Consider the following 23,768-nt stretch of genomic DNA (forward strand, 5'->3'; position numbering starts at 1 on the left):
AGCACTGCACCTCATAGTATTATTTATTTATGCTTATCGGAGTACCATTGGGGACGAGTGACCATATTTCCCGCATCTCCCGATTGGTAACCGCTATGCAGCCATCCGTCCAGTCCCAGTAGCGGTGCAGCCTTCCAAGCCAGCCCCAACCATTCAGTATGCCGTGGATCATGATGTTGCCACCCGGGGAGACACCGAGCTCATGCGCTACCGCTTGATCATGTTCGTTGGGATAGGAGACATGCAGTGAGAGATGGGCAATCGAGCGTGGGTTACGCCAGTCGATGATGTATTCACCTTCGGGCGTACGTTGATCGCCCTCTTGTTGCTTGTGTCCTTCCGGGCTGGCACCAAGCGCAATGCGGTATTCCGCAATGACCTCTCCTTCCCGCAGCAGCCGCATGACACGCTCGGACTTGATGACCTGGACGGCGTCCGCACGCTGGCTGGGCGGCGCCATGTCAGGCACGGTTGGCGGGAAAAATCGCGGCGCCGCCTTGCCGTAGAGGCTGAAACCTAAGAACAGGACGACCAGCAAGCCGCCCATATACAGCAAGGTGCGCAACATGACATGCCCCTTTTTTATTGGCCAGGGAGTTCGCCTGAACCATTCCCTCACCACCACTCGCGTCGTTCTTAGTCGCTCCCGTTCGAGCCAGGCCAGGGCTTTCCTGGCCTGGCTCGTTCAGCAGAGAGCCGGTTCGCTTTACTCCTGGGTCGCCGGCTCGCTGACGTGGATGCCGAACAGGCTGGCCTCGCCGACGCTGCGGCCCAGCGATTCCGGCGCGGCGATACGGCCATCGCGCACCATCACGTGGCCGCCCTGCCCCTGAGCGCCGCCGATCACGCTGCCCACCAGGTAGGTGGGGAAGATGTCGGGGTCGTTCTCGTAGTTGGGGTTGTGGATCAGGCCGATCATCTGGAAACGCCCACGGGTGTTGCGCAGCGACTCCAGCGAGTCCTGGATCAGGCGGCGGTGCGAGAGCTTGGAGAACAGGCCGTCGAGCAGGATCACGCTTTCGCGGCTGGTGCGGGCGCGGCGGCGGTGGTGCCCCGGCAGTTCGCGCAGCTCGCGCTCGATGGCAAACTCGGAGAGCTTGACCAGCCACATCAGCGACACCGCTTCACGCTGGCCCTCCGACATCTCCTCGTTGAGCGAGAACAGCCGCCCGTGAGGACGGATGGCGTCGTGCTTGAGGCGGATCGCCACGTCGTGGAACAACCCGCGGTAGATGCGCCGGCGGATCTGGCGCAGCAGGTCGTCGTCGCGGCGGCGTGCCTCACCGTCGACCATGCCACCGTCGCGCTCGGCGCGGCGGCGCATGGCGGCCTGGTGCTCGTCGATGTCGGCCAGCAGCGTGGCGATCAGCTCGCGCAGCTGGTCGGGGCCGATCAGCGAGGCCTTGACCTCGAAGAAGGCGCCGCCCTCGCCGCTGCTCTTGGCCACGCGTTTGAGGATGTCGAGGTTGCCGGCGGCATCCGAGATGATCGAGCTGAGACGCTCCACCAGGGTGCCTTCGATCTGCTCGCGAGAGGCATGCAACCGTTCGACCCGTATCTTGTGGTCGTCGAGCTGACCGGCAAGCTGGTCGTGCAGGCGCGAGAGATCGTCCAGCGCCTCGGCGTTGGCATGCGTCAGCCCGGCCAGGCGGGCGCGCTCGGTGTCGCTGAACATGCGGCTGTGTGCTGCTTCGGCCAGGGCCTCGGCCAGCTTGCGCTCGCCGCCCTCGACCTGGCGCGCCTGGCGTTCGCGGTTGCGCGCCTGCTCGCCCAGGTTGAGTTCGCCCAAGGCATCGACCAGGGTCTGCTGACAGGCTTCCAGCGCTTCGATGTCGAGCTCGCCCTGCCTTTCGCTTGCGACCATGTCGTGCCAGGCATCGAGGGCGGCATTGCGCGCCGCGTGCTCGTCCGCCTCTCCGGGCCAGCGGCTGGCTTCGGCGAGATCGACCAGTGCCGCCAGACGCCGCGGCCAGCCCTCGGGCAGGTCGCGCAGCACCCGCAGCCACTCCACCGCCAGCTGATCGATGCAGGCCAGCGCCCGGCGCTGCTCGGCCAGGCGTGCTTCCAGGGCGTCGCGCTCTTCCCCACGGGCCTTGCGCGTCTCGCGCAGCTCACCCAGCTCGCGCCGCACCCGGGCGATCTCGCGCTCGAGCTTCTGGCTGCCGCCGGCGGCATCGCGCACCTCCAGATAGGCGCGAATGCGGGTGAAGTCGAAGTCGGCACGGCGGGTCGCCCGAGCCTGAGCGGCCTCCAGTTCCTCCTGCATCTCGGCGGCAGTGGCCATGAAATCGACGCCGCCCTCGGCTTCGAAACGCGCCAGGGCGCGCAGGCGGTCGCGCTCGCCGTCGCTGAAGATGCCGCGCAGTTGGGCCTCGCTCTCTTCGACCTGACGCTTGAGCGTCTCGCGCTGCTCCTCGGCGGCGGCCAGTCGCTCACTCGCCTCGCTCAGGTGCCGCTCGAGTTCGGCGAGGCGCGCCTCCAGCGCCTGCAGCCGCTCGACGCCGCCGGCGTCGCTGAACTGCTCGGCGGCGAGCCAGGTCTGGCCGTGGGCCTCCAGCTCGCGGGCCGCCGCTTCGCGACGCGGTGCGAGCTCGGCCAGCGCCGTCTCGGCTTCGAGCCGCGCCTCGGCGGCCTCCTGCTGGGCGAACTCGCCGCCCTCCTGCAGGTAGCGCTGGTAGTCGTCGATACAGGCGAGCGCGACATCGGTCAGCCGCGGCGCCAGCGCCGCCTCGCGTTCGGCCAGGGCCGTCTGCCGCTCGGCCAGGGCCTCCAGGGCCACCTCGACCTGGGACTCATCGGCCTCGCGGGCACGCAGCGCCAGGGCGAAGGTCTCGCCGTGGGGATCGAGCCGTTCGCATTCCACGGCCAGCGCCTTCTGCCGCTCGCGGTCGGCGGCCAGCCGCTTCTCGGTGGCCTCGCGCAGAGCTTCCAGGTAGCTCGGGTCCAGTGCGGCCTTCACCGCCAGGGTCTCGACGCCGGCCACCGCGCCCAAGGGCGGCTCGCCCCGGCCCAGCAGGCCGGTCAGCGCCTCGGCTTCGAACACCGGCACCGCCAGGCCCGCCTCGATCAGCTCGGCGGCGGCCGTCTCGGCCGCCTCGCGCCCGGCCACCACCGGGGCGAACAGCACCCCGGCGGCCTGCACCAGCCACTCGCGGCGCTGCTCGGGGGTATGGGTCTCGACGTTGAGTACCGCATGCAGCGGCTGCCAGGCGATGCCGGCGGCGTCCAGTTGGCGGTGGGCCTCGGCCTCCACCACACGCCGCTCCAGCGGATCGCCGGAGAGGCTCTCCAGGTAGCGCTCGCGGGCGGCGATGTCGGCTTCCAGCGTCTCCGCTTCGCGCAGCAGCCGCGGATAGCGGCGGCGGGCGTCGGCCAGCCACTTCTCCGGGGCCAACTCGCTGCGCTCGGCAAAGTCGAGCCGCGCCCGGTGCAGCGTGCGCAGGTGGGTCTCTTCATCGAGCAGCCGCTTGCGCTCGTCGCCCAGCTCTCGCTCGCGTTCACGCAGGCGCGCGCGCAGGTGCACCGGCTCGTCGTCGCCGTGCAGCTCGCCGTAACGGCGGGCGGCCTCGGCCAGCGGTGCCAGCCGGGCCAGGGTGCGCTCGGCCTCCTGGCGGCGCTGCTCGGCCTCGCGGAAGTTCGACTCCAGCTCGGCCAGCGCCGTCTTGCGCCGCGTCCAGAAGCCGCTCACCGCTTCGCCCGGCCAGCCCTCGACGAAGGCGCGCCAGGGCGCCTGGCCGCGGGCCAGCAGGCCCTGCTCGCCGGTCAGACGTTCACGCTCGCCGTTGAGCCGCTCACGCTCGCCGCGGGCGATCTCGAAAGCTCCGAGCGCCTCATCGCGACGCCGGGTCAGCTCGTCGAGGGACTCGGCCAGCTCGGCCTCGCGCTCCTGTTTCTCCTCGAGCCGCTCGGCCGGTGCCAGATCGGGACACTCGCGGCGGTAGGCATCGTGCCAGGCGGCGACCTGCTTGAGCTCGCCGACACGGCCCAGGTGCGCGTTGAGGGCACGGCGAGCGTTCGAGGCCTGGGCCTTGGCCGCTTCGGCGCTGGCTTCGGGGGTTTCCAGCTCGGCCTCGCTGAACAGCCCCTCGGCCAGCGCCTGGGTGTAGAAGCTCTGGTTGTCGACGAAGTCGCGCTGTTGGGACTCCAGCCGCTCGCGCTCGTGCTCCAGGTCGTCGCGACGCTCGTCGAGTTCGGCCAGCTCGCGGGTCAGCTCCTCGAGATAGACCCCGTCGCCGATCACTTCCTCGCGGAAGCGGTTGCCATCGGCGGCCTCGAAGGCATCGGCGCCCTCGTCCAGCGCACTCAGGGCACGGTCGCGGGCCGTGTCGTCGGCCAGGGCGTGGCTTTCGGCCAGCCACTCGCGGGCAGCCTTGAAGCTGACGTGGCCGACGTCGCGGTTGAGCGGCCACTCGGCCTGGGGCAGATGAATCAGCCGCCGGTGCACGTCGACCCGGGCGCCGCGCTCGGAGAGCGCCTGACGCACGGCCCGCTCGGAAAGACCAGAGAGCGTTGCCAGCAGCGAGGTGGAGACCCGCGGCCGCGAGGTATCGCCGGCGATCCAGGCGAAGCCATCCAGCGGAGCGGCCCCGCGCTCGTCGGCGGCGTCCTCAGTGCCCTCTTCAGAAGCGGCACGCGGCAGGCCGGGCAGGCCCAGCAGCGCCTGGCCGCCCAGCAAGGCTTCGCTGGCCGCCAAGTCCTGGTCGAGCTCCATCAGGCGGGCGCGGGCGTCTCGCAGCGACTCGCCCTGCTCGCGCAGCTCGGCCAGGCGCACCACCTTGTCGCTGGCGCGGCGCTGGTCGCTCTCGGCTTCCTCCAGGCGATGGCGCAGCTCGGTGATGTTGGTGCCGGAGTTGAGGATCACCTCCTCGATCAGCTCCTCGCTCTCGTCGGTCTCGCCGCGGGTGGCGCCGGAGAGGATCTCGGGAGCCAGCACCTCGAAGAAGAACGCCTGGTCGGCCTTCTCGCCGGCGCGGGGCTTGATGGCGTTGAAGATCTGGCTCTTGTCGGCGCCGCCCTCCTTCTGGAAGGCGGCGAGCTGGGCCAGCTCGCGACGGGAGACGTGAGCCCCCACCGCCTCCAGCCACTCCTCGCGGTTGTGGGTCAGGCGCACGTTGCGCTCGGCCATGGCCGCCTTGACGTCGCGGTTGGCGTAGAGCGCCAGCTTGCCGTCGAGGGTCTGGTGGTGCACCGGCACGTCTTCGAGGCGCCCGGCATAGTGGTAGAAGGAGAGCCCGCTGCCGTCGCTGTAGCCGTAGAAGCCGAACACGAAGGTCTCGCCGGCCACCTCCTCGCCGACGGCGGCCAGCATGTCGTCCTGGCGCTCGAGCCCGCTGCGCGAACGGAACTCGACGCGCAGGTGGCTCCAGCTACGTGCCGTGCCGCCCACCGACGAGGGCGAGCACTTGCGCCGGGTGCGCGAGAGCAGCGTGCGGTCCCGCGACAGCAGGCCGATCAGCGCCTCGGAGAGCGTGGTCTTGCCGAAGCCGTTCTCCATGCTGATGGCGCTCGACTGGCCGCGCAGATCGAGCAGCACGTGACGCATCTTGGCGTCCCAGGGCGAGGCCACGTCGCCGTGCTTGTTGAGCAGGTTGGCGACCTCGATGCGGTTGATCACGCTCATGCCTGGGTCTCCTCGTGCTCGTCGATGACGGCCTCGTACTCTTCGTCCCGATAGCGGCCCTGGGCGCGGCCCTGAGCCAGCGCTTGCAGATGGCCGAGCTGATGAATGCCGATCTGCTCGCTCTCCAGCGCTCCAAGCAGGGTCTGCTGCCACACCTCGCCGACGCTCTCCTCGGTGCCGGCACTCGCTTCGGCGTCGCGCAGGCTTTCGAGCAGCCCGGCGCGCACCTGCAGATCGATGAAGGCACGAACCCGGCGGCTGATGTCCTCGCCGCGCTCCTCCAGCAACACGCGGCTGGTCTCGGGGGCCTCTTCGCCCAGGCTGCGCAGCGTCTCCAACTGGTCGCGCATCAACTCGACCAGCTCGGCCCCGGCGAAGGTGGCCTCCTGATAGCGGCTGACGTCGGAGAGCGCGCGGTTGTAGCGGGTGTAGAGCAGCGTATGCATCAGCAGCCACAGCTGCAGGTACCACTGGGCCAGCTCGGCGCGGCTCTCCTGGCGCAGCTTGAGCGCCTCGAACACCGGCTCGCGGGTGTAGAGCGGCGGCTGTTCCAGCTCCGGGTCGGGCAGCAGCGCGTAGTAGCGCGAGCCGGGTGCGATGCCGGGGTAGTCGCCGGATTCAAAGGCTTTGAGCCGCAGGCCCTGGCCGGCGAGGAAGTCCCGCAGCGCCTCGCGCTCGGCCTCGCTGGCGTCGTCGATCAGCGCGCAGACGTCGCGCTCGGAGAGCTGGCCCTCGCGGGCGGCACGGCGCTTGCGGCCGCCGCCCGGGGTGCGTTCGGCGCTGCGGTAGCGCAGCAGGTAGGCGACCACTTCGCCCATCTCGGTCATGTTCATACGTGCTGTTCCTGAAAGAAGCCGAGAGAGGGCGTCACGGCCCCCTCAATGCGGCGGCCGTCGTCGAGTTCGAGCTCGAACGGCGTCGCGTCGATACCCACCGTCAGCCCCGGAGCCAGCAATTCGGTATCAACGAAGGTGTTGAGCAGTTGGGCCAGGCAGTCGCCCTCTTCGAAGCGGTGCCAGCCCTCGGTCAGCGCTTCGGGCAGCGACAGCGGCGCACGGCGGAGACGCTGGCGAAGTGCCGGCCCCCGCGCTTCGAGGAAGCGTGCCAGCAGCGGGTCCTCCGGCGCCGCGTCACGCGCCTCGTCGAACACCAGCGCCACCGGGCTGGCGTCGGCGCGGCGACTCTCGAGCAGCGGCACCAGCGGCGCCAGGCGCGGGAAGGTGGCCTGCACGTGCAGAGGCATCATGCGCGCCACCACGGCGTCGCGCAGCGCGCCTGCGGGCGGCGCCTCCAATAGCTGGCGCGCCATGTCCTGGAAGTCGATCACGCCCATGGCCTGGATGCGCCCCTCGGCGATATCGGCCAGCAGCTCGGAAAGCCGGCGCGAGAGGTTCTCGATGGCGGTGAGCACACGGCCGATGGCGCTGGAGAGCACGCGCAGGTCCCAGTCGTCGGACTGCGCTTCGCGCCAGCTCTCGAAGCGCTCCATCAGGCGCGGCGTGGCGAGCTGGGCACGGGCGTCGAGCAGCGTCTGCTGAATGTTGGTCAGGGCGTTATGGTAGTGGCGCTCGTTGTCGAGCAGAGCGGAGAGCTTGCCCTCGCGGGTGGGATTCTCGCGCACCCGTCGCAGTTCCTGGGTCAGGGCACGGATCGCCAGCAGGATCTGGTTGGTGATGTCGGGAATGCGGGAGAAGTCGCCCCGCGCCAGCGCCGCCAGTACCTTGGCCGCGTCGTATTCGGAGTAGAGAAGGTCCTCGACCTGGCTGGCCAGGGTCACCGCCTGGCGGCCGCTCGGGGTGAGGCGCACCTGGCCGGTCTGGCCCTGCTTCTCGATCAGCGCGGTGCGCTTGGTGCTGCGCCGGCTGCGCTCCTCTGCCGTCGCGTCGTCGCTCGTCGTCGGCGATGGCGATGGCTGACGAAAATGGATCTCGCTGGGGGTGGAGAGCAGATTGATGACGAAGCTCAGATCGTCGTGGGGCAGTCCGGGGTAGCTCTCGCGCAGGTGATTGAGGCAGCGGCTCTGCGAGACGAAGGCGCTGTTGGTGGCGAAGTCCTCGTCGAGCAGATAGTCGAGCAGCAGGCAGCCGAGGTCGAGCCAGTAGCCGTCGCGCAGCCCGCGACGCTGCTCCTGGCTCACCTGGACGAAGGGCGAGCCGGGCTCGTGGGCGCTGTCGTGCAGGTCGATCAGCCGCGTCGTGGCGATCAGCAGCTTGCTCCAGGCGGTCATGGGGTCTTCCCTGCGGGCGAAGAAAAAGGAGCATTATGCCAAGCTCGGCACCTCGGGTCATGGCGCGGATGGCTCCATTTTCACACGGTCTCTGCTTTTACACGCAGCCACGTGGAAACGGCCGGTTTGCCGATATGCGAGAATGCTCGCTGTCTGGCGAGATCGTCACCTTCTCGCCTCGGAGTCCACAGCAGCGCAGGGAGTGCCCAAGTGATCGATCAGACGTTAAAGCAGGTCTTCGGCTATGACGACTTCCGCTCCGGACAGCGCCCGGTCATCGAGGCGATAACCAGCGGCCGTTCGGCGGCGGCGATCTTTCCCACCGGCTCCGGCAAGTCGCTGTGCTATCAGCTACCCGCCCTGCACCTGCCCCACCTGACGCTGGTCATCTCGCCGCTGCTGGCGCTGATGCAGGATCAGCTGTCGTTCCTGGCCCGCCACGGCATCGCCGCCGCCAGCATCGACTCGGGTCAGAGCCGCGAGGAAACGGCGGCGGTGATGGAAGGCGTCAAGCGCGGCGAGATCCGCATCCTCATGGTCTCGGTGGAACGACTCAAGAACGAGCGCTTTCGCGCTTTCATCCGCCGCGTGCCGATATCGCTATTGGTGGTCGACGAGGCCCACTGCATCTCTGAGTGGGGTCACAACTTCCGCCCCGATTACCTCAAGCTGCCCCACTACCGCCATGAGTTCGGCATTCCCCAAGTGCTGCTGCTGACCGCCACGGCCACGCCGCGGGTGATCGCCGACATGCGCGAGCGCTTCGGCATCGCCGAGGCCGACGTCACCGCCACCGGCTTCTACCGCCCCAATCTCAACCTGGAAGTGGCGCCGGTGCCGGCCGAGACGCGCCCGCGTCGCCTGGTCGAGTGGCTCAGGCCCCGTCTCGGCGGCGAGCCGCCCCAGCCCACCATCGTCTACGTCACCCTGCAGCAGACCGCCGAGCGTTTGGCCGCCTACCTGAGCAAGGCGGGTTTCGTTGCCACCGCCTACCACGCCGGGCTCGACGCCGAGACCCGCGAGCGCATCCAGCGCAACTTCATGGAAGGCCATACGCCCTGCATCGTCGCCACCATCGCCTTCGGCATGGGCATCGACAAGGCCGACATCCGTAACGTGGTGCACTTCGACCTGCCCAAGTCGGTGGAGAACTACAGCCAGGAGATCGGCCGTGCCGGCCGCGATGGCCAGCCCTCCGATTGCTTGATGCTGGCCGGGCGCGATCACGTCAACGTGCTGGAGAACTTCGTCTACGGCGACACCCCGGAGCCCCACGGCATCCGCAAGGTGATCGACGAGCTGATCGAGGCGGCCGGGACCTCACGCCAATGGGAGCTGGTGCTCAACTCGCTCTCCCAGCACAGCAACATTCGCCCGCTGCCGCTCAAGACACTGCTGGTGCAACTCGAACTGCGTGGCTATATCGCGCCGCGCTACAGCTACTTCGCCGAGTACCGCTTCCGCCTGCACGACGAGCCCGAAGTGCTGGTATCGCGCTTCCAGGGCGAACGCAGCGCCTTCGTTCAGGCGATTGTCGACGCCTCGCAGCGTGCCCGCACCTGGTTCAACCTCGACTTCGCGGCCCTCGAACGGCTAGGCGAGGAGCGCGGCCTCAACGTCGAGCGCGCCCGCGTGCTCACCGCGCTAGACTATTTCGTCGCCCAGGGCTGGATGGTGCTCGAAAGCAAGCAGATGACCGAGGTCTATGAGGTGCTGCGCGGCGACATCGACGCCGCGGCCCTGAGCGAAGAGCTGCACGCCTATTTCCACGACAAAGAGCGGGCCGAGGTCGAACGTCTGCACGCCATGCTGGCGTTGTTCGAGAGCGAGGCGTGCCTGAGCCGCCGACTGGCCGAATGGTTCGGTGACACCCGGGCGCCGGAGCGCTGCGGCCACTGCTCGGCGTGTCGCGGCGCCGTCGCTCGTCTGCCGGAGCCCGAGCCGCTCGAGCCGCTGTCGAGCGAGGCCGTCGCACGCCTCACGGGAGAGCTGGTGCAACAGCTGGCCGCCAGCGACGAGCCTCATCCCGTCACCCCCGATCTACTGGCCCGCTTCCTGTGCGGCCTGACGTCTCCCCTGCTCACCCGGCTCAAGGCGCGCCGCCTGGCGGGCTTCGGCGCGCTGGAAGCGTACCGTTACGCCGAGGTCAGGGAGCTGGCCGCCCGCACGACATCGATCGATGGTCAGGCGTCGGCGGCACCGATGCCGTAATGGCGCAGCTTGTTGGCAATGGTGGTATGCGAGACCCCGAGCCGCTTGGCCAACTGGCGGCTGGAGGGATACTGCGGATAGAGCAAGGCCAGGATGCGGCGCTCCACGTCGCCCATGATGTCGGCGAGCGAGCCGTCGAGGTCGATGCCCGAGAGCCCCGGCGTCTCGCCCACGTCCGGCAAGCGCAGGTGGGCGGGCTCGATGGCGTCGCCCTCGCACAGCGACACCGCCTGGAACAGCACGTTCTCGAACTGGCGCACGTTGCCGGGCCAGTGGTAGGTGGAGAGCCTGGCCAGCGCCGCCGGTGACAGCGACGGCATACGGCAGCCGATCTGACGCGCGGCGCGATCGATGAAGTGCAGCGCCATGGCCTCGATACCGTCGAGACAGTCGCGCAACGGCGGCACCGCCAGCGACAACACGTTGAGCCGATGATAGAGATCCTGGCGGAAATGGCCTTCGGCGCAGAGCCGGGGCAGATCCTGCTGGGTGGCACAGATCACCCGCACGTCGAGATAGGTCTCCTCGTCGCTGCCCACCCGACGAAAGCCCCCGTCCTGCAGGAAGCGCAGCAGCTTGACCTGCAGCCGCGGGCTCATCTCACCCACTTCGTCGAGGAAGATGGTGCCGCCCGCGGTCATCTCCAGCAGGCCGAGCTTGCCCTCCGGGCGCGCCCCCTCGAAAGCACCCGGCGCATAGCCGAACAGCTCCGTCTCGGCCATCGATTCCGGCAGGCCGGCGCAGTTGAGCGCCATGAACGGCGACTGCCCACGGGCGCTGGCCAGGTGGCAGGCCCGCGCCAGCAGCTCTTTACCGGTACCGGTTTCACCGTGGATCAGCAGCGGCGCGTCCAGCGGCGCCATGCGCCGCGCCTCGCGAATCAGCGCAGCAAGTCGGGGACTCGCCTGGAACAGCGCATCGAAACCACGCAGCTCTTGGCGCTGTACCTGGTAGATGCGCTCGCCGATCCGGTCAGCGCTGTGCAGGGTCACCACGGCTCCGGCCAGGGAAGCCACGTCGTCGTGGTGCTCACGATGCAGTGGTGCGATGTCGGCGAGGAAGGTCGCATCGCGCAGCTTGATGCGCAGGCCGTTGACCCGCGCATTGTTGCGCCGAACCAGCGCCGGCAGATCCACGTCGGGCAGGTAGCGGTTGAGCGATAGCCCCGGCACCTCGTCGATGCGCACCCCGAGCAGCTGCCCGGCCGCGCGGTTGGCGGCCACCACGTGCCCCTCCATGTCGATCGACATCACCGGATCGGAGAGCGACGACAGCAGCGCATCGAGCTCGAGATGGCGCCGCTCGCTGGGCATCAGGCTGACCCGGCGCACGCCGAACACTCCCGGTATCGCCTCGAGCACCGGTTTCAGCGTGGCCAGTTGCGCATTGAGCAGGTTGGGAATGTGCAGATAGATGGCGTTGCCATGCTCACCGCCCACTTCGCCCCGCGCCACGTTGAGGCCGTAGTCGACGAAGTGCGACACGATATCGCGCAGGATGCCGATACGGTTCTGGCAGTGAAACCTCAATCTCATGGCGCTGGTGCCTCCGGGCGCGAAAAAGTACGTCAAGCCGACGTGACTCGCCTGTAAAGATAACGTGACACCTCTAGCGGTACAAACCTCGACGCTGCTGAAGTTGACGATATGGAAAGACGATCCGACATCAGCCGTCACGATTTCTTTACGCCCAAACCTCACTTCCCTTCGAAAAAGCCATCCGAAGACTGACAGACAACGCGCACACCGGCCCTAGACTCGAGTCAAAGGTTCGCCACACAAACACAAGATTTCAGCCGACCGGAGTGCCCCATGACGTCATCCAACCCGCATTTGAGCGATGTCGCCAGCAAGACCGGCTACCGCGCCCGTCTGCCCGACGAGAATGGCTACATCGACTGGCCGGAACAGGACAACGCCACCTGGCAGACCCTGATGCAGCGCCAGCTCGGCATGCTCGAAGGGCGCGTCTGCCAGGAGTATCTCGACGGCCTGGAGCGCCTCGCCCTGCCCGAGGACCGCATCCCCCAGCTCGCCGACATCGACCGCGTGCTGCAAGCGGCCACCGGCTGGCAAACCGCCCAGGTACCGGCGCTGATCCCGTTCGACACCTTCTTCAAGCTGCTGGCCAACCGGCGCTTCCCGGTGGCCACCTTCATCCGTACCCCGGAAGAGCTCGACTACCTCAAGGAGCCGGACATCTTCCACGAGATCTTCGGTCACTGCCCGATGCTCACCAATCCGGCCTTCGCCGAGTTCACCGCCACCTACGGCCGCCTGGGCCTTGAAGCCGAACCTAAGCAGAGAGTCTATCTGGCGCGCCTGTACTGGATGACGGTGGAGTTCGGTCTGGTGGACACCCCGGCGGGCCGGCGCATCTACGGTGGCGGCATCATCTCCTCGCCCAAGGAGACCCTGCACGCACTGTCGGATACTCCCGAGCATCTGCCGTTCGATCCCATCGAGGCGCTGCGCACCCCGTACCGCATCGACATCCTGCAGCCGCTCTATTACGTACTGGACGATCTCACGACCCTGCACGACCTTTCCCAGCAGGACATCATGGCCATGGTGCACCGGGCCATGGAGCTGGGCCTGCACGAACCGCGCTTCGAGCCGGCCCCGAAGGCAGCCAAGGCATAAAGCCGAACGCCAGCGACGACACCAATACCAACAAACCCTGACGAGGAGTGACCATGAGCCAACTTTCCGAACAGCAGTGCGAAGCGTGCAGCTGGGACGCCCCCCATGTCACCGACGACGAGCTCGATACGCTCAAGCGCGACATTCCCGAGTGGAGCGTAGAGGAGCGCGACGGCATCAAGCAGCTCGAACGCGTCTTCAAGTTCCGCAACTTCAAGCAGGCGCTGGCCTTCACCAACCGAGTCGGCGAGATTGCCGAGGAAGCCGGCCACCACCCCGCCCTGCTCACCGAATGGGGCAAGGTCACCGTGACCTGGTGGTCCCATGAAATGAAAGGGCTGCACAAGAACGACTTCATCCTGGCGGCACGCACCGACAAGGTCGCCGAGCAGCACTGAGCGGCTCATGCGGGCTGGCGCAGCCGTCCTGGCTGCCCGGCTCACAACGTTTTGGGTCGATGTCTCCCAAAATTTATCGGCATTGTCTTACGTAGCAAATGGCGATATGCCTCTCTCGCTACCGCCCCGATCTCGATTAGGTTGAAAAGCGGCACCGTTACGGTGCCGTTACGTAAACCATACGAGAGAAGAATATGAAAAGGATCCTTCAAGGTGCACTGCTGGCACTCCTGCTGAGCTTCGCCTCGCTCGCTGCGGCTGAGGACGTCGCTCCGATCAACGTCAACACCGCCGATGCCGAGCTACTCACCGAACTGCCGGGGGTCGGCCCGAGCCGGGCCCAGGCGATCGTCGAGTATCGCGAAGCCAACGGCAACTTCGAGAGTGCCGACGACCTCACGCAGGTCAGCGGTATCGGCCAAGCCACAGTGGACAAGTTCCGCGATCAGGTCACGTTCTGAGGCGAGCTTGCGCTAGGCATTGGCCATACACAGCGAGGCCGGCAGATGCCGGCCTCGCTGTCGTATGGCGCAGAGTAACGTTCTGGCGTACTACAAGCGCAGGCCGCCATCGCATTCGATCACGCGCCCGGTGAAGTAGTCGTTCTCGATGATGAACGCCACGCTCTGGGCGATGTGGTCCGGGTTGCCGAGACGCTTGAGCGGCACGCCTGCGGTCAGCTTCTCCAGCATGTCCTCGCGCATCGAGGCGGTCATGTCGGTCTCGATGAAGCCCGGCGCCACCGCGCCCACACGAATGCCATAGCGCGCCAGCTCCTTGGCCCAGGTGGTGGTCAGCGCCACCACGGCGGCCTTGGCCGCGGCGTAGTTGCTCTGCCCCATGTTGCCCGCCCGGGAGATGCTGGAAATGTTGACGATCACCCCGTCGTGCCCCGCCTCGACCATCTGCGCCGCGGCTTCGCGACCGCACAGGAACACACCGGTGAGATTGACGTCGATGACCGACTGCCACTGCTCCAGCGACATGGTCTTCTCGACCTTGCCGTCCTTCGCCTTGACCAGCAGCGCATCGCGCAGAATGCCGGCATTGTTGACGAGACCGCTGACCGGCCCCAGGCGAGCCGCCACGTCACCGAAGGCGCGCTTCACCGATGCTTCGTCAGCCACGTTGACCTGAAACGCTCCCGCCTCGATGCCTTCTGCATGCAACACGGAGACGGCCTTGTCCAAGGCATCCGTGTCCATGTCCAGCAACGCCAGTTGGGCGCCCTGACGTCCGAGACGCTGTGCCATGGCAAAACCAAGGCCACGGGCGCCGCCCGTGATGGCAATTACGCTCTTGTCCAGTTTCATTCGTTGTCCCTTGTCAGAGGTATGAGTCTTGGGCTCATTGCCCTGCCAGGCGGCCGAGCCTGACGAGCGAGCCATTCTTCTTGCCTTACTCCTCTATTCGGCACTTCAGGGCGCCGACTTGAGGCTGAAAGGATCTTTTGTGCATTGCAGCATAAAGGATGAGGACCGTGAATGCCAAGCGGGCCGTACGCATGCGCTTGAATTCCGGTCGAGCATCCCCATTTAGCACTGAACGACACCCTCGGAGCCGACATGCCGCTACTGCTCTTCTTCTCGCTGTTCACCCTACTCGACTTCGTCGTCCTGTTCTCCGTCGGCAGCCAGATCGGTCTGCTGCCCACTCTGCTTCTGGTACTGGCCACCGGCTTCACCGGTCTCTACCTGATCCGGCAGCAGGGTACCGCCACGCTGCTACGCGCCCGCGAGCGCATGGCTCAGGGCGAGCTGCCCTCCAGCGAATTGCTTACCGGCGCCGCTCTCATATTCGGTGGCGCGCTGATGCTCGCTCCGGGCTTCCTGTCCGATGCGCTCGGTCTGCTCTGTGTGATGCCCGGCGCACGGCGCCTGCTTGCCCGACTGCTGGCGCTGCTCAATCTGCGCTGGCTTGCCACGGTCACCCGTCAGAACTCGAGCGCAGCGCAACAAGATGAAGCACGACACGATGCCGGGTGGCAGCAGCACGGGCATGAAGCCGAACGGCAGCGCAGCGACGAGCAGGGGCCGCCGCTGGAAGGCGACTTCATCAGCCGCGACGAGCCACGGCGTCGGGGTTGAGAGGATTCGGCGAAGCGTGAAATTTTTTTACTGCTGACCCTTGAAAGGCATTTGCCCGGCCCCATTTCTCGGTCAGCACAAGGCTACGGCGCCGAGCGGAGCTCGGTGCCTTTGACAAGGAAGGCGTCCTCGCCTCCCCTTCCAGACCCTCTGGAAGTGAATGACGAACCGCCATGTCCAGGCATGGCATCACAGACCATCAGGAGAACGTGAGCAATGAACATCCGTCCCTTGCACGATCGCGTCGTCATCCGTCGCGTTGAAGAAGAGCAAAAAACCGCTGGCGGCATCGTGCTTCCGGGCAACGCCCAGGAAAAGCCGACTCGTGGCGAAGTGCTCGCCGTCGGTAACGGCCGGATTCTCGACAACGGCGATGTTCGCCCGCTGGACGTCAAAGTCGGCGATACCGTGATTTTCAAGGATGGCTTTGGCGTCGAGAAGCAGAAGATCGATGGCGAGGAAGTCCTGATCATGAGCGAGTCCGACATTCTCGCCGTGGTCGAAGGCTGAGCCGACGAACCCTACTCCGTTCCCATAAGACGTTCACGAACTCACAGGAAGTAACGAAAAATGGCAGCGAAACAAGTCAAATTCTCCGATGATGCCCGCAAGCGCATGGCCCGTGGCGTTGACGTTCTGGCCAACGCCGTCAAGGCCACCCTGGGTCCGAAGGGCCGTAACGTGGTGCTGGAGAAGTCCTTCGGCGCACCGACCGTGACCAAGGACGGCGTCTCCGTGGCCAAGGAAATCGAGCTGAAAGACAAGTTCGAGAACATGGGCGCGCAGATGGTCAAGGAAGTCGCTTCCAAGACCTCCGACGTCGCCGGTGACGGCACCACCACCGCCACCGTGCTGGCTCAATCCATCGTCACCGAGGGCATGAAGGGCGTGACCGCCGGCATGAACCCGATGGACCTGAAGCGCGGCATCGACCAGGCCGTCATTGCCGCCGTCAAGGAAATCGAAGCCCTGGCCGTGCCCTGCACCGATTCCAAGGCCATCGCTCAGGTCGGCACCATCTCCGCCAACGGCGACAAGCGTATCGGTGAGATCATCGCCGAAGCGATGGAGAAGGTCGGCAAGGAAGGCGTCATCACCGTCGACGAAGGTCGCGGCTTCGAGGACGAGCTGGAAGTGGTCGAAGGCATGCAGTTCGACCGCGGCTACCTGTCGCCCTACTTCGTGACCAACCAGGACACCATGGCGGTCGAGCTGGAAGACCCCTACCTGCTGCTGGTCGACAAGAAGATCTCCAACATCCGCGAACTGCTGCCGGTGCTGGAAGCCGTCGCCAAGTCCGGCAAGCCGCTGGCGATCATCGCCGAGGACATCGAAGGCGAGGCCCTGGCCACCCTGGTGGTCAACAACATGCGCGGCATCGTCAAGGTTGCGGCTGCCAAGGCGCCCGGCTTCGGCGACCGTCGCAAGGCCATGCTGCAGGATATCGCCATCCTGACCAACGGCACTGTGATCTCCGAGGAAGTGGGTCTGACTCTGGAGCAGGCCAACCTGGATCACCTGGGCAGCGCCAAGCGCATCACCATGTCCAAGGAGAACACCACCATCATCGACGGCGCCGGTAACGAGGGCGACATCGAAGCCCGCGTCAACCAGATCCGCGCGCAGATCGAAGACACCTCTTCCGACTACGACCGCGAGAAGCTGCAGGAGCGCGTCGCCAAGCTGGCCGGCGGTGTTGCCGTCATCCGCGTCGGTGCTGCCACCGAAGTCGAGATGAAGGAGAAGAAGGCCCGCGTCGAAGACGCCCTGCACTCCACTCGCGCTGCGGTCGAGGAAGGCGTAGTGCCTGGCGGTGGTACCGCTCTGGTTCGCGTGCTGACCAAGATCAAGGACCTCAAGGGTGAGAACGAGGACCAGACCCACGGTATCGCCATCGCGCTGCGCGCCATGGAGTCTCCGCTGCGTCAGATCGTCACCAACGCCGGTCAGGAAGCTTCCGTGATCCTCAACGAGGTGAAGGCTGGCCAGGGCAACTTCGGCTACAACGCCCAGACCGGCGAGTTCGGCGACCTGTTCGAAATGGGCGTGCTGGACCCGGCCAAGGTGACCCGTACTGCGCTGCAGTCCGCCGGCTCCGTGGCAGGCCTCATGATCACCACCGAGTGCATGATCGCCGACGATCCGGAAGAGAAAGAAGGCGGCCCGGACATGGGCGGCATGGGTGGAATGGGTGGCATGGGCGGCATGATGTAAGTCGGCCACCTCCCAAGCCCTTTACAAGCCCCGCCATCGTGCGGGGCTTGTGCTTTTTTGGTGCACTACAGGGCTTTCACTGGGTTTCAAAAACGTTACCATGCTGGAAACGGTCGTCCCCGCTATCCTCACGACCGGTCGCAAGCGAGAACGAGACGAGCATGGTTGACGTACTGGACAAGTTGGCAGAAGCAGTCGCCGAAGAAGAGAACCTGGAATCGCTGGTCAATTCCCTGCTCGAGCTGCTGGAAGCCGTCACCGGGCTGGAGTCCACCTACCTCACCCGCATCGATACGCAACGTGGCCTGCAGCATGTCGTGTTTTCCCGCAACAGCAAGGATCTCGACATACCGGCCGGCTTGTCCGTGCCCTGGGGAGATACGCTCTGCAAACGGGCGCTGGACGAGAAGCGCCCCTTCACCGATGACGTCGAGGCCTGTTGGGGCGACTCCGTCGCGGCCAAGGCTCTTGGCCTGAAGACCTACATCAGCGAACCGGTGTGCATCGGTCAGGATGAGCTTTATGGCACCCTGTGTGGCGCCAGCAAGAGCCGGAAATCCGTCTCCCCCAAGTCACGTCGTCTGCTGGCCATGTTCAGCCGCTTGATCGCACGCCAGCTCGAGAGAGACAGGCTCCTCGAGCGGCTCAAGCAGGAACACATGACCTTCAGGGAGTACGCGCTCACCGATCCACTGACAGGCATTCCCAACCGCCGGGCCATGGAAACCGAACTGCAGCGCGCTTTGGCCAATGCCGAGCGTACGGGGAGCGTCATTCACCTCGCCTTCATCGACCTGGACGATTTCAAGCGGATCAACGACCAGCATGGGCACGATGCCGGCGACAGATTCCTCATCGAGATAGCGAAGACTCTGAAGACTGGCATTAGGGAAGGTGACGTCGTTGCCCGGATCGGTGGCGACGAGTTCGTCGTGTTCGGCAATGCCGGCACCTCTGACTCCGCCATGGCGCGGGAGGTGATTGCACATCGTCTGGCGGACCTGACCCGCGGCACGTTCGACTTGGGCGTGATCCAGCTCGAATATGGTGGAGCCAGCGTCGGTGTCGCCACCTCGCTCATGGGGGAACGCGATATCGACGCCCTATTGGGCCGGGCAGACGAGGCCATGTATCAGGCCAAGCAGGCCCGTCGCAACAACGACCCGACGCCGTCCATACACCATTCCAATTGAGGCGCTTTGCGCTACCATCGTCTTTTCCTCAGCCAGCAAGCCAACCCCATGCTCGCCAATATCCGTATCGTCCTCGTCCAGACTTATCACCCCGGCAACATCGGCGCCTCGGCGCGGGCCATGAAGACCATGGGCCTGACGAATCTGGTGCTGGTCAACCCGCGCTGCTTTCCCGATAGCGAAGCGTCACGGCTGGCAGCAGGTGCCGAGGACGTAGTCGACGGCGCCCGAGTGGTGGCCACGCTGGAAGAGGCGGTGGCCGACTGCGTGCAGGTGGTGGGCGCCAGCGCCCGGCTGCGCAGTCTGCCCCTGCCCCACTTCGACGAGCCCGAGGCGATGGCGCGGGAGCTGGTGGCCAATGCGGAAAGCGACCCGGTGGCCCTGGTGTTCGGCCGCGAGCGCTTCGGCCTGACCAACGATGAGATCCGGCTGTGTAGCCATCAGGTCAGCATCCCGGCCAACCCGGACTACGGCATCCTCAATCTCTCCCAGGCGGTACAGGTACTCGCCTACGAGGTATTCAAGGCTTGGCGCCTGCGGCCAGAGAACGGCTATCGCCATGCGCGCCCTGCCGAGGAGCGTCAGCCGACCCGTGAGCAGATGGTTCATTTCCAGGAGCACCTTAGCCGGGTGATGCAGGCGAGCGGCTTTCTGACCCAGCCCCATGCCCGCACCGAGGCCCAGTTGCAGGCCCTGTTCGCCCGGGCTCAGCCCAGCCGCAAGGAGCTGTCGCTGCTGCGGGGTCTGCTTCGCTCGCTGGAAGAATCCGCCACGGACGACTAGGCTTCGAAATGCCCTGTCACGGAACCTTCTTTTGATCGTTACGGCACTGTCATCGCCGCCGTGAGATAAAGGGCGTGATCCCATGAGGGGATCAGGCAATGGACACTGTCGAAGGTACGACACGGACGCGAGCAAGGAAGCGGAACGGGATGCGGCATCGAATATGCCCAGGGAGACATGCGCCACGAGGCTACTTGCCCGTGGCGCTCTTTCTTTCATGCCCTGACGCGCTGTTATGACCCCCGACGCTCTTCCACGACTTCCGACTCGCCGACGTGCAGCGACTCCCAGCCCGGCACTCCCTCACGGATTCGCTGCGAGAAATCGGGCGCGCGGTGAACCTGCCGTGCCCGCTCGTCGATCCGGCCGCCGGCTTCCAGCTCGGGTAGCGAATGGCCGGGCCACAGCCCGCCCACCTTGAAGGCATAGCCCGGCAACCGGTCGGTGACCAGCAGCCGGTAATCGAACGGCAGGCGTGCGCCGATGCCGCGCGCCATGTCGAAGATCAGCGTAGTGCAATTGGCCGTGATGGTGTTGTAGAAACGCGGTGATTCGACCAGCGCATTGGCTTCGTCGACGTAGGCCAGCAGCAGCGAGCGCATCGCCCTGCGTGACATGTGCAGGCGATAGATCGAGACCCGCTCGCCGCGCACCTTGGTGCGCAGCCCCACCGCATCGCGCTCGTCGGCGGCGACGATGGCAAGCTCGTACTGGCGGAAGAAACCGCCGATCTCGGAGAAGCGCTCGCCCTTCAGGCGCCGTACCTCCACGGAGAAAAGCACGAAGCGCTCACCTTCGAAGCCGAACGAGATCATCACGTGAGCGACACCGGGGCGCCCCCAACTGGAGACGATCATGTCCACCGAGTCGAGCCTTTCGAGGTCGTAGCTGCGCTCTTCCCAGTGCTCGTCCGCCTCGTCTCGGGTGTGCCAGTCGAAGTCGCGCACGTGATGCAGCGTCAGGCGTTCGCCGCGCACCTCACCCGTGGCCAGATGGACTACGTCCGCCGACCAGGGACGATCATGGGTGGGCTGCAGACGGAACCACCAGATCAGCAGCGCCGCCAACAGCAGCAGCAAGACAACGCTTGCCGGCCAGATCCCCTGGGCGCCGAGCATGACCAGCACCAGGGCGACCAGACTCCATCCCGTGACCGCCAGGCGCCGCTGGTTCGGCGTACCGGGCAGTCGGAACCACAGCGCAGCTGCGCCCCACATAGCCGCCAACGCCAGTACGGTATGGGCGACAATACCTACTATCAGCTGAGCCATTTCATTCCACTTCTTCCGAGATGCGGCCATATTAGCAGCCTGTACAAGGCCATGCCCGTCTCGCAGTGGTATGAGGTGACGAACGTCGAAATCAGGCTGGCGTCAGCCAGGCGGCATAGTCCGTCAGGCGGCCTTCCAGCTCGCCGCGGGTGACCTGGCGATAGAGGCATTGCAACTGCGCCGTCACGGAGTTGAGGTCGATGGGCTGCTCGGGCAATGGTGCGCCGGCCCGGGCACCGATGTGCCGCCCGTCGAGCTCACGCAGCGGCAGGATCTCCGCCGCCGTGCCGGTGACGAAGGCCTCGTCGGCGGTATACAGCTCGTCGCGGGTAATGCGGCGCTCGCGCACCTCGAGCCCGAGCACGTTGCGAGCCAGGCGAATCACGCTGTCGCGGGTGATGCCCTGCAGGCAGGAGGTCACTTCCGGCGTATGCAGAACCCCGTCGCGCAGCAGGAAGACATTGGCGGCGGATGCCTCGGCCACGTAGCCCTCGGGGTCGAGCATGATCGCCTCGTCGAAACCGGCCTTGACGGCGGTGTTGAGCGCCAGCATGGAGTTGACGTAATGGCCGTTGGTCTTGGCCCGGCAGAGGCTGATGTTGACGTGATGCCGAGCCCAGGAGGAGGTCAGCGCCCGCAGCCCCAGGGTGGCGGCTTCGGCCGAAATGTAATCGCCCAGATCCCAGGCGGCGATCATGACGTGCACCGAAAGCCCCTTGGCGCGCAGCCCCAGTCCTTCGGCGCCGAAGAACACGGTCGGCTTGAGATAGGCATTGCGCAATTCGTTTCGCACCAGGCACTGGCGCTGGGCCTCGATCAGCGTTTCACCGTCGAAGGCCACGGGGATGTCCAGCGCATGGGCACTGTCGAGCAGCCGGCGGGTATGCTCGGCGACCCGAAACAGGTGGGTTCCATGGGCCCCCGCATAAGCCCGCACGCCTTCGAAGCAGCCCATGCCGTAATGCAGGGTGTGGGTCAGCAGGTGCGTCTTGGCGTCGCGCCAGGGCAGCCACTCGCCGTCCAGCCAGATCCAGCCGTCACGATCGTAAAGCGGGGTCATGTCGTCCTCGTCGTTCCAACGCGCCGCCACTCCTCTCGCCAGCTGTCGATCAACGCGCGCTGATGGGGTTGCAGCGCCTGGTAGGCCCAGGCGGCGATCTCGTCGTCTTGCGGATCGGGCACCGCAATGCGGCTACCCGAGAGGACTTGCAGCACCGCATGACCGCATAGCGGCACGTAGCCTTCGGAATAGCCGCCCTCATGAATCATCACCAGCTTGCCGCCACTGATACGCTCGGCCAGGTCCTTCAGTTGCTGCGTCATGGCAGCGAAGGCCGAACTGTTGAGCATCATCTTGCCCAGCGGATCCTTGCCGCAGGCGTCGTAGCCACAGGCCACCACGATCAGATCGGGAGCGAAGTCGCCGATGGCAGGCAACACCAGCTCCTGCATGGCATAGCGATAGGCACCGATACCGCTGCCGGGCGGCATCGGCAGGTTGAGGTTGGCACCGAGACCCGCGCCCTCGCCCAGCTCATCGAAGTCGCCGGTGTCGAGCGGATAGTTGCCGGCCTGGTGAATCGACACCGTCAGCACGTCGGGATCGTCGTAGAACGCCGCCTGCTGGCCGTTGCCGTGATGAACGTCCCAATCGAGAATCGCCACGCGCCGAACCAGGCCCAGCGCCCTGGCGTGCATCACCGCCACGGGAATGTTGCCGAGCAGGCAGAAGCCGCGACCGCGGTCAGCCTCGGCGTGATGTCCCGGCGGGCGACACAGGGCATAGGCATTGGGCAACTCACCGCCGGCCACCGCCTCCACCGCCGCGATCGCCAGACCGGCCGACTGGCGGGCCGCCGCAAGGCTGCCCGGCGTGTACGGGGCACACTCCCCGGCATCACCGCCGCAAGTCCTGTCGCCCTCTTCGAGTTCGTCCAGATAGCGCCCGGTGTGGAATCGCGCCAGGTCCTCGCGGCTGGCTGGCGGCGCCTTGCGCACCTCGAGCTCGTCGATCAGCCCCGAGACTTCGAGCAGGTTCTTCAGCCGTCGCTTGCTCTCGGGGCTCTCGGAAGCGGGCTGCGGCTGCAGGAACTCCCCCGGCGCCGAGAACACCCCGATGGCACCGGGGTCATGCCAGAAGCAGCGCTCGTGCCAGAAGAAACCGGTTCTGCGCCCTTCGCTCATGGCCGCTTCTCCAGTTGCTCCCAGACCTCGATGGCAGCGGCCAGATCCTCGAGAGAAGCGCCCACCGACTTGAACAGCGTGATCGTATCGGGACTTGTACGCCCCGGCTTCTCCCCTTTGAGCAGCTCCGCCAGATCGGCGGCGATGTCGTTGAAGGAGAACGCACCTTCCGCGATGGCCTGGTGCAGATCGCCCGCCTCGCCCCGGGCCCCGGCGTAGGTGTCGACGAACACCTGGGAACGGCGCAGACACTCGGCGTCGGTCTCACGCATGCTGGGGCGAAAGGCGCCGATCAGATCGAGGTGCGTACCGGGAGTGAGCCACTCACCGCGTATCAACGGCTCGGTGGAGAGCGTCACACAGCTGATCACATCGGCCTCGCGAGCAGCGGCGGCAAGATCCTCCACCGCCTCGCAGTCGAAGCGCTCGGCGTACTCCGCCGCCACCTGTCGCGCCTTCTCCAGGTTGCGCCCCCACACGCGCACGCGCCGAATGGGGCGCACCGCGGCGTGTGCCTCGATCACCATGGGAGCCAGCTTGCCGGTGCCCACCACCAGCAGCGACTGCGCATCCTCTCTGGCCAGCTCGCGGGCGGCCAGCGCAGAGGCCGCCGCCGTGCGCCGCCGGGTCAGTTCACTGCCTTCAAGACAGGCCAGCGGGCGGCCATGAGCCCCCTCGCTGAGAAAATAGACACCGGCGATGGCCGGCAGGCCATGCTCGGCGTTCTGCGGGAAGACGTTGACCATCTTCACGCCAATATAGCCGGCCCGTTCCCAGGCCGGCATCAACAGCATGGTGGCTTCGCCATCCGGCCGATGCATGGCGTGATGATGACGCGGCGGCGCCTCGACCCCTTCACGGAAGGTCAGCGCCAGCCGCTCGATCAGCGCGTCCCAGGGCAGCGCGGCGGCTACCTCATCGGCGGTGACGACGCGCAT

The 23,768-nt window shown here is 66.3% G+C and carries 19 protein-coding genes; 9 read left to right on the top strand and 10 right to left on the bottom strand.

The features are described from left to right. Positions 1-19: 19 nt before the first annotated feature. The 4 genes from HOP59_RS16025 to HOP59_RS16040 form a co-directional block, all read right to left on the bottom strand. Positions 20-568 (bottom strand): L,D-transpeptidase family protein, encoded by a 549-nt coding sequence (locus HOP59_RS16025; protein ID WP_234254606.1) that lies wholly within the window; start codon positions 566-568, stop codon positions 20-22. A 138-nt stretch (positions 569-706) separates the two neighbouring features. Then, positions 707-5,620, bottom strand: coding sequence for a coiled-coil domain-containing protein (locus tag HOP59_RS16030; RefSeq protein WP_234254607.1), 4,914 nt, complete (start codon positions 5,618-5,620; stop codon positions 707-709). Beyond that, a complete protein-coding gene (locus HOP59_RS16035; RefSeq protein ID WP_234254608.1) occupies positions 5,617-6,453 on the bottom strand; it encodes a hypothetical protein in 837 nt (278 codons plus the stop codon). Before HOP59_RS16035 ends, HOP59_RS16030 begins: the two co-directional genes overlap by 4 nt. Beyond that, on the bottom strand, positions 6,450-7,847 hold the full coding sequence (locus HOP59_RS16040; RefSeq protein WP_234254609.1) for a hypothetical protein: 1,398 nt from the start codon (positions 7,845-7,847) through the stop codon (positions 6,450-6,452). Before HOP59_RS16040 ends, HOP59_RS16035 begins: the two co-directional genes overlap by 4 nt. Before the next feature lie 210 nt (positions 7,848-8,057). On the opposite strand from HOP59_RS16040, the gene HOP59_RS16045 reads away from it, so the two are divergent. Continuing rightward, positions 8,058-10,058, top strand: coding sequence for a RecQ family ATP-dependent DNA helicase (locus HOP59_RS16045; protein ID WP_234254610.1), 2,001 nt, complete (start codon positions 8,058-8,060; stop codon positions 10,056-10,058). On the opposite strand, the gene HOP59_RS16050 is transcribed toward HOP59_RS16045, so the two are convergent. Further along, the gene (locus tag HOP59_RS16050; protein WP_234254611.1) at positions 10,031-11,593 is read right to left on the bottom strand and encodes a sigma-54-dependent transcriptional regulator; all 1,563 of its coding nucleotides are present in this window, start codon (positions 11,591-11,593) and stop codon (positions 10,031-10,033) included. The two genes, HOP59_RS16045 and HOP59_RS16050, sit on opposite strands and share 28 nt — an antisense overlap. Positions 11,594-11,869: 276 nt before the next feature. Between HOP59_RS16050 and phhA the strand changes: the two genes are divergently transcribed. The 3 genes from phhA to HOP59_RS16065 all read left to right on the top strand — a co-directional run bounded on the left by phhA (position 11,870) and on the right by HOP59_RS16065 (position 13,559). Further along, complete coding sequence (phhA, locus tag HOP59_RS16055) at positions 11,870-12,700, top strand: phenylalanine 4-monooxygenase (protein WP_010628248.1); 831 nt, start codon at positions 11,870-11,872, stop codon at positions 12,698-12,700. Positions 12,701-12,753: 53 nt separating this feature from the next. After that, entirely contained in the window at positions 12,754-13,098 is a 345-nt protein-coding gene (locus HOP59_RS16060) for a 4a-hydroxytetrahydrobiopterin dehydratase (protein WP_010628247.1), read from the top strand. Between the two features lie 194 nt (positions 13,099-13,292). Next, positions 13,293-13,559, top strand: a complete 267-nt coding sequence (locus HOP59_RS16065; RefSeq protein WP_010628246.1) for a ComEA family DNA-binding protein — start codon at positions 13,293-13,295, stop codon at positions 13,557-13,559. A 90-nt stretch (positions 13,560-13,649) separates the two neighbouring features. Here the strand turns inward: HOP59_RS16065 and HOP59_RS16070 are convergent, their stop codons facing one another. After that, the gene (locus tag HOP59_RS16070; protein WP_234254612.1) at positions 13,650-14,411 is read right to left on the bottom strand and encodes an SDR family oxidoreductase; all 762 of its coding nucleotides are present in this window, start codon (positions 14,409-14,411) and stop codon (positions 13,650-13,652) included. Positions 14,412-14,663: 252 nt separating this feature from the next. Between HOP59_RS16070 and HOP59_RS16075 the strand changes: the two genes are divergently transcribed. From HOP59_RS16075 to HOP59_RS16095, 5 genes are all read left to right on the top strand, one after another. Next, positions 14,664-15,185, top strand: a complete 522-nt coding sequence (locus tag HOP59_RS16075) for an FxsA family protein (RefSeq protein WP_010628244.1) — start codon at positions 14,664-14,666, stop codon at positions 15,183-15,185. 216 nt (positions 15,186-15,401) lie between these two features. Further along, the gene (locus HOP59_RS16080; RefSeq protein WP_010628243.1) at positions 15,402-15,695 is read left to right on the top strand and encodes a co-chaperone GroES; all 294 of its coding nucleotides are present in this window, start codon (positions 15,402-15,404) and stop codon (positions 15,693-15,695) included. A 60-nt stretch (positions 15,696-15,755) separates the two neighbouring features. Further along, complete coding sequence (gene groL, locus HOP59_RS16085; protein WP_010628242.1) at positions 15,756-17,399, top strand: chaperonin GroEL; 1,644 nt, start codon at positions 15,756-15,758, stop codon at positions 17,397-17,399. 161 nt (positions 17,400-17,560) lie between these two features. Continuing rightward, complete coding sequence (locus HOP59_RS16090) at positions 17,561-18,592, top strand: diguanylate cyclase domain-containing protein (RefSeq protein WP_010628241.1); 1,032 nt, start codon at positions 17,561-17,563, stop codon at positions 18,590-18,592. Positions 18,593-18,640: 48 nt separating this feature from the next. Beyond that, the gene (locus HOP59_RS16095; RefSeq protein WP_234254613.1) at positions 18,641-19,375 is read left to right on the top strand and encodes an RNA methyltransferase; all 735 of its coding nucleotides are present in this window, start codon (positions 18,641-18,643) and stop codon (positions 19,373-19,375) included. A 233-nt stretch (positions 19,376-19,608) separates the two neighbouring features. Here the strand turns inward: HOP59_RS16095 and HOP59_RS16100 are convergent, their stop codons facing one another. From HOP59_RS16100 to lhpI, 4 genes are all read right to left on the bottom strand, one after another. Continuing rightward, a complete protein-coding gene (locus HOP59_RS16100) occupies positions 19,609-20,646 on the bottom strand; it encodes an Lnb N-terminal periplasmic domain-containing protein (RefSeq protein ID WP_010628239.1) in 1,038 nt (345 codons plus the stop codon). A 91-nt stretch (positions 20,647-20,737) separates the two neighbouring features. After that, positions 20,738-21,706, bottom strand: a complete 969-nt coding sequence (locus tag HOP59_RS16105; protein ID WP_010628238.1) for a branched-chain amino acid transaminase — start codon at positions 21,704-21,706, stop codon at positions 20,738-20,740. Further along, on the bottom strand, positions 21,703-22,830 hold the full coding sequence (locus HOP59_RS16110) for a class II histone deacetylase (RefSeq protein WP_010628237.1): 1,128 nt from the start codon (positions 22,828-22,830) through the stop codon (positions 21,703-21,705). The genes HOP59_RS16105 and HOP59_RS16110 overlap by 4 nt, the downstream gene beginning before the upstream one ends. After that, the gene (lhpI, locus tag HOP59_RS16115; protein ID WP_010628236.1) at positions 22,827-23,768 is read right to left on the bottom strand and encodes a bifunctional Delta(1)-pyrroline-2-carboxylate/Delta(1)-piperideine-2-carboxylate reductase; all 942 of its coding nucleotides are present in this window, start codon (positions 23,766-23,768) and stop codon (positions 22,827-22,829) included. Before lhpI ends, HOP59_RS16110 begins: the two co-directional genes overlap by 4 nt.

This window comes from Billgrantia aerodenitrificans (assembly GCF_021404405.1).
Taxonomy (GTDB): domain Bacteria; phylum Pseudomonadota; class Gammaproteobacteria; order Pseudomonadales; family Halomonadaceae; genus Halomonas; species Halomonas aerodenitrificans.

Excerpts from the sequence above, each read along its gene's own strand:
- HOP59_RS16025 (WP_234254606.1), bottom strand. The coding sequence starts at position 568 with ATGTTGCGCACCTTGCTGTATATGGGCGGCTTGCTGGTCGTCCTGTTC.
- HOP59_RS16030 (WP_234254607.1), bottom strand. The coding sequence starts at position 5,620 with ATGAGCGTGATCAACCGCATCGAGGTCGCCAACCTGCTCAACAAGCAC.
- HOP59_RS16035 (WP_234254608.1), bottom strand. The coding sequence starts at position 6,453 with ATGAACATGACCGAGATGGGCGAAGTGGTCGCCTACCTGCTGCGCTAC.
- HOP59_RS16040 (WP_234254609.1), bottom strand. The coding sequence starts at position 7,847 with ATGACCGCCTGGAGCAAGCTGCTGATCGCCACGACGCGGCTGATCGAC.
- HOP59_RS16050 (WP_234254611.1), bottom strand. The coding sequence starts at position 11,593 with ATGAGATTGAGGTTTCACTGCCAGAACCGTATCGGCATCCTGCGCGAT.
- phhA (WP_010628248.1), top strand. The coding sequence starts at position 11,870 with ATGACGTCATCCAACCCGCATTTGAGCGATGTCGCCAGCAAGACCGGC.
- HOP59_RS16060 (WP_010628247.1), top strand. The coding sequence starts at position 12,754 with ATGAGCCAACTTTCCGAACAGCAGTGCGAAGCGTGCAGCTGGGACGCC.
- HOP59_RS16065 (WP_010628246.1), top strand. The coding sequence starts at position 13,293 with ATGAAAAGGATCCTTCAAGGTGCACTGCTGGCACTCCTGCTGAGCTTC.
- HOP59_RS16070 (WP_234254612.1), bottom strand. The coding sequence starts at position 14,411 with ATGAAACTGGACAAGAGCGTAATTGCCATCACGGGCGGCGCCCGTGGC.
- HOP59_RS16075 (WP_010628244.1), top strand. The coding sequence starts at position 14,664 with ATGCCGCTACTGCTCTTCTTCTCGCTGTTCACCCTACTCGACTTCGTC.
- HOP59_RS16080 (WP_010628243.1), top strand. The coding sequence starts at position 15,402 with ATGAACATCCGTCCCTTGCACGATCGCGTCGTCATCCGTCGCGTTGAA.
- groL (WP_010628242.1), top strand. The coding sequence starts at position 15,756 with ATGGCAGCGAAACAAGTCAAATTCTCCGATGATGCCCGCAAGCGCATG.
- HOP59_RS16090 (WP_010628241.1), top strand. The coding sequence starts at position 17,561 with ATGGTTGACGTACTGGACAAGTTGGCAGAAGCAGTCGCCGAAGAAGAG.
- HOP59_RS16095 (WP_234254613.1), top strand. The coding sequence starts at position 18,641 with ATGCTCGCCAATATCCGTATCGTCCTCGTCCAGACTTATCACCCCGGC.
- HOP59_RS16100 (WP_010628239.1), bottom strand. The coding sequence starts at position 20,646 with ATGGCTCAGCTGATAGTAGGTATTGTCGCCCATACCGTACTGGCGTTG.
- HOP59_RS16105 (WP_010628238.1), bottom strand. The coding sequence starts at position 21,706 with ATGACCCCGCTTTACGATCGTGACGGCTGGATCTGGCTGGACGGCGAG.
- HOP59_RS16110 (WP_010628237.1), bottom strand. The coding sequence starts at position 22,830 with ATGAGCGAAGGGCGCAGAACCGGTTTCTTCTGGCACGAGCGCTGCTTC.
- lhpI (WP_010628236.1), bottom strand. The coding sequence starts at position 23,768 with ATGCGCGTCGTCACCGCCGATGAGGTAGCCGCCGCGCTGCCCTGGGAC.